The 8513-nt window shown below is 57.3% G+C and carries 6 protein-coding genes and 1 pseudogene; 5 read left to right on the top strand and 2 right to left on the bottom strand.

Annotated features, from left to right (window positions below):
- A partial coding sequence (locus HMPREF2604_RS14165; RefSeq protein WP_210384648.1) for a hypothetical protein occupies positions 1 to 602 on the top strand: 602 nt, incomplete at its 5' end.
- A gap of 320 nt (positions 603 to 922) precedes the next feature.
- Here HMPREF2604_RS14165 and HMPREF2604_RS13825 read toward each other — a convergent pair.
- Both HMPREF2604_RS13825 and HMPREF2604_RS01285 read right to left on the bottom strand, forming a co-directional pair.
- Positions 923 to 1465 (bottom strand): hypothetical protein, encoded by a 543-nt coding sequence (locus tag HMPREF2604_RS13825; protein WP_141746404.1) that lies wholly within the window; start codon positions 1463 to 1465, stop codon positions 923 to 925.
- A gap of 216 nt (positions 1466 to 1681) precedes the next feature.
- Positions 1682 to 2984 (bottom strand): annotated as a pseudogene (locus HMPREF2604_RS01285) (IS256 family transposase).
- Between the two features lie 250 nt (positions 2985 to 3234).
- Between HMPREF2604_RS01285 and HMPREF2604_RS01280 the strand changes: the two are divergent.
- From HMPREF2604_RS01280 to HMPREF2604_RS01265, 4 genes are all read left to right on the top strand, one after another.
- Positions 3235 to 3462, top strand: coding sequence for an MbtH family protein (locus tag HMPREF2604_RS01280; RefSeq protein WP_011274127.1), 228 nt, complete (start codon positions 3235 to 3237; stop codon positions 3460 to 3462).
- Positions 3463 to 5280 carry an ABC transporter ATP-binding protein gene (locus HMPREF2604_RS01275; RefSeq protein WP_011274126.1) on the top strand — a complete coding sequence of 606 codons (1818 nt, stop codon included), beginning with the start codon at positions 3463 to 3465 and terminating at the stop codon, positions 5278 to 5280. It begins immediately after the preceding gene.
- Positions 5273 to 7000, top strand: a complete 1728-nt coding sequence (locus HMPREF2604_RS01270; RefSeq protein WP_011274125.1) for an ABC transporter transmembrane domain-containing protein — start codon at positions 5273 to 5275, stop codon at positions 6998 to 7000. The genes HMPREF2604_RS01275 and HMPREF2604_RS01270 overlap by 8 nt, the downstream gene beginning before the upstream one ends.
- Before the next feature lie 79 nt (positions 7001 to 7079).
- Complete coding sequence (locus HMPREF2604_RS01265; RefSeq protein ID WP_011274124.1) at positions 7080 to 8498, top strand: lysine N(6)-hydroxylase/L-ornithine N(5)-oxygenase family protein; 1419 nt, start codon at positions 7080 to 7082, stop codon at positions 8496 to 8498.
- The last annotated feature ends 15 nt before the right edge of the window (positions 8499 to 8513 follow it).

The following is an 8513-nucleotide window of genomic DNA, read 5'->3' as shown; positions in this document are numbered from 1 at the left end:
TAGGGTGTACCCTAGAAAACCCCTTACTGGGAGAACATTACTCTCTAATGGGTTACTCTTATAGGACTCAAGTGTTCAAAATAGTCGCCGAGAGAGGTAAAGGAATGAAAAGCGGTACGGAAAGCCCTATAGGAAAGTCAAACCCCCGATGCTATCCACCGCTCGATTTTGCTATAGCGACCATCTCTCTCCTTACTTCCTTGGCGGGAGTTCATGAGTGGTGTGATAAGGGGTTTATGCTCGCTACGGCAGTTGCCACGGTGGTGATGATGGTGGCGTTTATTCTCTTCCTTTACCGTGGTTGTTGGATTTGCCGTTACCTAAAGTTGGAAGGATGGAAGGTCACTGATAATCCTGCTGCCTATGAAGCGGACAGGGTCACTTTCTTTGCCTATGCAGTCTTGCTAGTTGTTGCCTGGTGGGCAGATCATGAAGAAGTAGATCTTGGTGCAATTGGCACCTTTATTAAGTTCTTCGTCACTCTAGCTACCTTAACTCCGTTCGTTACTCTGCTGGGGTCTGGCCGGAATAAGCTAACCGCTACTAAAAGCAAGGACGATTCCGAGCCGGAAGAAGTTGTGGCTTGGCCACGCTGTAAGTAAGTAACGCTTGGACTCTTAGGGAAAGCCACCCAGCGCGTGTCCCTATCATGCACGCGCTGGGTGGCTTCCTTTGTGCCAGCGGGGCAACCAAAGGGGCTTACTCGGGGTGCAATAAGTTAAGCCCCCGGTGCCGACACAACTGGCAACCAAAAGCAAACCGGCGAGTGCAAGGGTTACTTATGTGCAAACAAGACTCGGAGGCCTTTTCCTTGCAGTTCTGGATTATTTTCCATTCGCTTCTTTAGGCCGCGGGCGTAGCCGATGCTACCTCCAGCGAAGACTAGGATTGCGATAATCCACAGTTGCATGACGTCACTCCTTTAGCAGTGAGTTCCTACCCAAACCCAAAATGCGGTTTCTCCCATAAGGGCTAAACCTGCAATTACGGGATTGACTGCGGCCAAAGCTAGTACCTTGCTCCAAGCTTCGGCATGTCCCGCGCCAACTAGACCAACGACGTAAGGGCAGACCTGCTCTTTGCTAATACGCTCTTCCATGGAAGCTCGTAGCTTAGCTTGCTGTTCTGGAGTTGCTTCATCAAAACGGGCTTGAAGTGCTTTCGCCCCTTCCTCAACGGTAGTTTTCTTGGTTGAACCGTCGGGATACGTAGTAGTGATCTCTCCCGTGTCATTGTTAATAGTTGCGGTAACGTCGCCGTATCCATTAACCGACAAAGTTTGAGTAGTCAACCCATGAAGGTTGCCGCCAAGAAAAGCGGGAGTTTCATCGGGGCTTTGGCTGACTGTGCGTGTTCCTGTGAATGTTTGCGACGGCTGTGCTTGGACTGCCATTGCCGGTGTTTGGACTGTAGCCATAGATACAGCAATAAAAGCTGCCGCTAGGCCTTTTGCTGCTTTATGCATCTTGTGCTCCTAGGTGAACCTGACTGATGGTTGTATCCCACGTTGTCGACTAGTGGGATACAACCATTCTATCCCCTTATGCCCCGTTTAATTCATAAAATTTGAGAAGAGTGTACGAAGGTATCCTGTTTCGGAAAAGGGGTCAGGTCCATACGAGCACCGCACCTCGCGCGCGGGCGACCGAGCGTGTCAAGTTGTTTGTGTGTGGGGCTGGGTTTATAGGTATTTGTCGAAGCGGTCGGGGTAGGCCACAGCCATTTGGTTGATGGCTTGTTTCCAGCCGGAAACTCGGGCTCCTTCCATAAGCCTGCCGGCTGTCGCTGAGACTCGTTTGCCCTGCTTCGCTCTCTTTGCAGCTCGTTTGTCTTCAATGTTGCAGATCATCAACCACAGCGTCTTTATCGCTGATTCATCGTTAGTGAACTGCACCCTGTTGCGCGTAGCTTTACGCAGCTCATTGTTAAACGATTCGATGGAATTCGTTGTATAGATTACCTTCCTGGCTGCTGGTGGGAACTGCAGAAACGGGACAAACCGCGCCCACGCGTCCTGCCAGACCTTGACTGAGCGTGGGTATTTTTCTCCCAATTCGGAGGCTTCAAATTCTTCTAAAGCAGCACGGGCTGTGGTCTCGTCTGTGGCGGTGTAAATCTTTTTCAACGCCGCTGATACACCCCGGCGATCCCCGTAGGCTACCCACCGGTTCGCTGCGCGAATCAGGTGCACGATACAGGTTTGCACCATAGAATTCGGCCAGGTTGCCTCTACTGCCTCTGGTAGGCCTTTCAGCCCGTCACAGCAGACAATAAAGACGTCTTTCACCCCACGATTAGCCAGGTTAGAGCACACCTGTGCCCAGAATGAGGCGCCTTCTTCCTTGGCAATCCACAGACCCAAAATGTGCTTGATACCGTCAAGGTCCACCCCGATTGCCATGTACGCACTCTTGTTGACGACCCGGCCACCGTCGCGGACTTTAATGCGCAGCGCATCCAGGAAAATAACCGGGTAGAACTCGTCTAACTGGCGGTTTTGCCACACCATAACTTCATCCAAGACGGCGACAGTAACCGCAGAAATCGTCTCATGAGAGATATCAACCCGCATCGCAGTTGCCATATGATGCTGGATATCCCTAATGGTCATCCCACCGGCATACAAGCTAACAATCATCTCACTCAACGTCAGTCAAGCGCCTCGAGCCTTTCGGAACCATAGTCGGCAAGAATGTTCCAGCTCGATCTCTCGGGATATCAACAGTTACCGGCCCGTAGTTAGAATCCACGGTCTTTGGATACGACCCGTTGCGGTAATTATCTGTTCCAGCTGCAGCTTTGCCGCTCCTGTCGCCCGACTCGTAGCCAAGGTGGGCATCCATTTCAGCATTCAAACCTCTGGTAATAGAAGCTTGCAACATGCCCCGAACCAGGTCATTGGCATCCGTTGTTGACGTGCCTAGGTCGTCAATTAGTTTTGCGATTTCAGGGTTAGCAAGAAGCTTCTTTTCAATCGCATCAATCTTGGCCTTATCAGCTTAGGTCTCGTCTCGCCACAGTAGTCATTCTGGTCCATCTCCTTATGCGGGTTAGGTACCCACACACAAACCATCAGACACTCTCGCATGCGGACACACTTTTCTTTACTTAACCCTCAAAAGCTGCATATTAGGTTATGCTAAGTTAATTCACGCTTGCTGCACTTGTGCCACCACTTTGGCCAACGCAGCCCATAAACCCGTTATTTCCGCATCATGAGACAAGGAGCGCGTGTTGTCTAGCAACCCGTTTGATGACGAACAGGGCAGCTTCTTCGCCCTTATCAACGACGAGGGACAGTACTCGTTGTGGCCTACGTTCGCCGCCGTGCCAGACGGATGGACCGTGGCTCTGGGAGACCCTTCCCGTGGCGTAGACGGCGGGGTATCGCGGGACGAGGCGATGGAGTTCATCGACCGCGAGTGGACCACCTTGCAACCGGCAGGAAAGTCTCACGCTTAAGTGAGTGCCGTACTTCCCACTGCTTTGCCTGGTGAGTCCGCTGCGGAGATTGGCCGCCTGCTCCGTCGCACCGCAACTCCAGCAATTAGTGCGGTGCTGTTCACTTTCGCCGGTGCCTTGCTCTCTCTGGTGCCCATTTATCTGCTGGCCAGCGTCATCGATGCGGTAGCCGCCGGTGACGGCAAGTCTGGCGTGCTGAAGGTGATTGTGTGGGCTGCCGTGGCGTGTGTTGGTACTGCCGTTGTCGCTGGCCTTGCGGAGGCGCTGACGGGTGTGACGATTGCCCAGGTAGTTGCGAAGTTGCGTGAGCGCGCCGTCGCCGCGGTGCTGAATCTGCCTTCCACCACGGTGGAGTCCCTGGGCCGGGGAGAGGTGCTGGGCCGAGTTGGTGCGGATGTCGCCGCGCTGGTGAGCAGTGCCCGCAAGTCGGTTCCATCGACCCTCAGCGCGCTGGTGATGGTCGTGGTGGCCAGCGCTGGAATAGCGGGGTTGGATTGGCGCCTCGCGTTGGCGGGGCTGTGCGGGATTCCGTTCTATGCGCTGGGGTTGCGATGGTATCTTCCTCGTTCTGCCCCTTTGTATCGACGCCAACGCGAATTAGAAGCCGGTGTCATCGGTTCCTTGCAAGGTTCTATGGAGGGCATTCGTTCGGTTCGTTCGCATCGGCTGGTGGATAGCCGCCAAGGTCTCACCAGGCGCTACGCGCAGGCTTCGCGGGACGAATCAATCGCTGCGTTTCGTGTGTTTTCCGGGCTGGTGGCGCGGGAGAACTTCGCGGAGTTCATGGGGTTGTCAGCCCTGTCTGTCGTAGGCTGGTTGCTCTTCCGCGAAGATGCGGTGACGGTGGGCGAGATCTCGGCAGCGTTGATTCTGTTCCACCGTCAGTTCGTGCCGATCGGCACGATTCTGTTCACCTTTGATGAACTGCAGCGCAGCGGGGCGGCCTTGGGGCGCATCGTGGGACTCATTCGCTCCGCGGGTGCGGATACGCCACAGCCGATTGATGACTACTCCTCGCATCGGCAGAGTCCAGCTGTAGAGGTCAAGGGCCTGAATTATCGGTACGAGGATGGCCCAGAGATCTTGCATGACTTGGCGTTCCACATCCCTGCGGGGTGCACGGTATGCGTGGTCGGCGGATCGGGAGCTGGCAAGTCCACGGTTGCGGAAATTGTCTCTGGAACCCTCGAGATGGCAGAGCCGGGTGTGATCACCGTTGGGGGGTGCGACGTGGTGGGAATGAGTGCGCAAGAAAGAAGCTCGATCTTTTGCGTTGCCTCCCAGGAAAACTACGTCTTCGCGATGAGTTTGCGCGATAATCTCCTGCTGGCAGCCGAAGGTGCCAGCGACGCAGAAATATGGGATGCGCTGCGCCGAACCGGTGCGGAAGATTGGTGCACATCCTTGTCCCATGGCGACAAGCAGGGCTTAGACACAATGCTGGGCGAAGGGGGCCTGCACGTAGATGCGGTGGCGGCACAGCGTCTGGCGCTGGCCAGGGTGGCATTGTCTCGGGCTGGCGTCGTCATTCTTGACGAATCAACGGCCGAAGATGACGGTGACCTCGAGGAAACACAGCAATCACACGAGGCCTTTTCGATGTCCTTGGAGGACGCTGCCCGCGCGGCGATCCGCGGACGGACGGCGATGGTGATTGCGCACCGGCTCAGCCAAGCAACCTCCGCCGATAGCGTGGTGGTGATGGAGCGCGGGCGCGTGGTGGAAACAGGTACGCACGAGGAGCTGGCAGCAAGAAACGGAACATATGCCGATATGTGGACCGCCTGGAATGAGCAGGGGAGGCAGGCGCGTGTCTGACAACAAGGTGGTGACGCTGCGCGGGCTGGTCAGAAAAAATTCTCGCGCGATGGCTCTGAGTGGCTTGTTGCTGAGCATCTACCACGTGGCAGAAGCCATGATTGCGGTGTTACTGGGATGGTTGGCGCACAGTCTTATCGCTAGCGAGAATGTGTGGCACCTGGTGGGTGGAATCGCAGCCTTAGGCGCTACGCTGGCGACGGTGTCTGTGAGCTGGCAGACAGGGTTCCGGATACTGCAGGCTACGTCGGCTCGGAACGTATGTGAATTGCGGGCAGGCATCACCTCGCAGGTGGTGAGCCATGGTGGGCATTCCGACGATGCGGACAGTCTGCCTCGCCAGGAATTGCCCACGGTGGTGGGTGAAGACGTGGTGCAGGCGGTAGACATCATCGAAGTGGTCCCGGTGGGGATCAGTGCGCTGGTGGGAGCCATTTTCTGCACGATTGTTCTGGCGCTGATTGATCTGCCACTGGGAGTGGTGGTGTTGGTGCTCAGCGCGGTGGTGTTGATAGTCCTGCACCGGCTGTCTCAGATCATTGAACGCCGCGCGGAGCGGCAACAAACTCTGCTCGCGCGAGTGACCGCGCGCATGACCGACATTCTGCAGGGGCTGCCGGTGATCTCGGGAGTGGCTGGCGCGCATCCGGCCTACCGTGGATATGCGCGTAAATCTGAAGAGGCGTGTGCGGATGCTCGGAAGCTCGCGTGGGTCAGCGGAGGTTATGAAGCCGTGGCGATGGGCAGCAATGTGCTGTTGCTGAGTGCGGTGGGCCTGTACGCGGGCTATCGAACCATTTCCGGCGATGTGACGTTGGGGGAGTTGGTCACCGTGGTGGCGCTGTCACAATTTATCGCGGAGCCGATGCGGCAGTGCAGCAGAATGCCGCGCTTCATTGGATTGGCGAGGGCTTCCGTTCGGAGGCTGCAGCGCGTGGCGGAAGCTCAGCGGCTGCGTGAGGGGCAGGGCGTGCCATCTGCTCAGATTGGCACGCCTGCCATTTCCATGCGCGGTGGAGACGGTGAGGCCGAAGGAGACGGCGAGGTCGAGGGATCAGAGCAGGCTTCCGTGGCGTTCGCAGAGGGGCGACTGACGGTGGTGCACTGTTCAGCCGCATGGGCAGATGCTCTGGTGGATGCGTTGGTCGCGGGGGAGTCGATGGAGCTTGGCTCCCTGACTAGGCCACAAACTCAACAACTGTGGATCCGGGGGCGCGATATTTGCGAGATCTCGGTAGACGATGTGCGTTCCGCTGTGCTTGCCGAGCCTCGGAAGCCGGCATTGTTTGGGGACACAGTGGGGCAGGCGGTGCTGCGGAGCTCTGGAGAGGGCAGGGCGGAGGATGCAGTAGACATTCTTAACGCCTTAGGGCTCGATGAACTGGCGCCGGGGGCGGCTCATTCAGCCGGGGTATTGGATCACGAGCTGACCGAAGGTGCGCGCAATCTTTCCGGTGGTCAGCGGCAGCGGCTGGGATTGGCACGAGCGCTACTGGCTGAGCCGGAGATGTTGGTGATGGTTGATCCGGTCTCGTCAGTGGATTCAATGACGGGCATGAAAGTGGCGCGTGCGGTGAGAGATATTCGCCGCGGGCGTACCACGGTGGTCCTGTGTGTGGGGAGGGCCTTCCAGTCGGTAGCCGAGGACGTAGTTGATGTGAAGCCTCTAGCTGGGAGTTTGCGGACGCGGGGTGAGCAATTCCCGCTAGGGGGTTGTTGAGCAATAGAAGATAGGTTAGCCTACCCTTTGCATTGCCTACCCTAAGAAGTTGGTTGGCGCATCCTACAGAGAGGCCATAGTGACCATCATCGATCGTCAAGCTCAGACATCCGCAGAGCGCAGTACCCACGAAAATTCCGTCCGCGACATCGTCGGGATCGGCATCGGCCCCGGAAACCTCGGGCTCGCGGTAGCTATCGAAGAGCAAGCTCCAGAACTCGATGCACTCTTTGTGGAAGCCCGCCCGGAATTCAACTGGCACCCAGGCATGCTCCTCGAAGGATCCAACATGCAGATCAGCTTCCTTAAAGACCTGGTTACGGTGCGCAATCCGCAGAGCCGCTTCAGCTTCATCAACTACTTGCATCACAGCGACCGCTTGATTGATTTCATTAACCGCCAAACCTTCACCCCGGAACGCGTGGAATTCGCCGATTACCTCCGATGGATCGCGGATCACATCACCGTGGACACGCAGTACAACACCACCGTGACGTCCATCGAGACGCTTCCGGAACTGGCCGCAGACGGAGCTCGTTTTGTGGTGCACGTCCGCAGGAAGTTAGGAAGCGGTGAGTCCGAAGGGCAGCGAGCTCAGCAGTCGGAGTCCATTCGCTGCCGCAACGTGGTGGTTGCCCGCGGGCTGGAAGCCAAGATGCCTGCGTGGGCAGAGGACAGCTCCTTGGACACCTCGCGCATCTTCCACAACATCGATTTGCTCCCGCGCACCAAGAAGCTGCTGAACAGTGGGTGGGATATCCGCCGAGCTTTGGTGATCGGCGCGGGCCAGTCCGCAGCCGAGGCCATCCGGTACTTCCACGATTGCCCGCATATCGATACCGTCACGGGCAGCTTGAACAGCTACGGCTTCATCCCCGCCGATGACAGCCCCTTCGCCAATCGGGTGTTCGACCCGGAGGCCGTTGATGACTTCTTCCATGCGCCCGATGCGATCCGCAACGAGCTGTTGATCCGCCACCGGTACACCAATTACGCCTGCGTGGAATCTGAGCTCCTCGATGAGCTCCACGACCGTCAGTATCGGGAAAGCGTCACCGGGCGTCAGCGGCTCGATATTCGCCGGACCACGGAGGTGCTCGGTGCGCGTAATTGTTCCGACGGCAGCGTCGACGTGGACATTCGCCACCGAGTAACCGGAGACGTGGTGACAGAAAACTTTGACGTGGTGGTGTGCGCCACGGGCTTCCGATCTCGCGGTCTTGCGGGGATTCACGCTGATAGTCACGGCAGTGAAGAATTCACCGTCACTAGGGATTACGGCGCCGTGCTCAATGGTGAGCGCGTGCCAGGACTCTTCGTGCAGGGAGCAACTGAGGCCACGCATGGACTCGGTTCCACGTTGCTCTCCAACATCGCGACCCGCTCCGGGGAACTGGTGGAGGCCATCACGGGTCAGCAACGCACGCATCGTGCGCCGGCGGATGAAGATCTCCGCTCCGAGCAACATCGGGATTCTTCGCACCTGATCGCAGGCTGATTTTCCCGAGCCGTG

The sequence above is a fragment of the Corynebacterium sp. HMSC055A01 genome, from assembly GCF_001809405.1.
In the GTDB taxonomy this organism is placed as follows: Bacteria; Actinomycetota; Actinomycetes; order Mycobacteriales; family Mycobacteriaceae; genus Corynebacterium; species Corynebacterium hesseae.
Note: the sequence above shows the minus strand (reverse complement) of the source record. Positions and strands in the feature narration are given on the sequence as shown.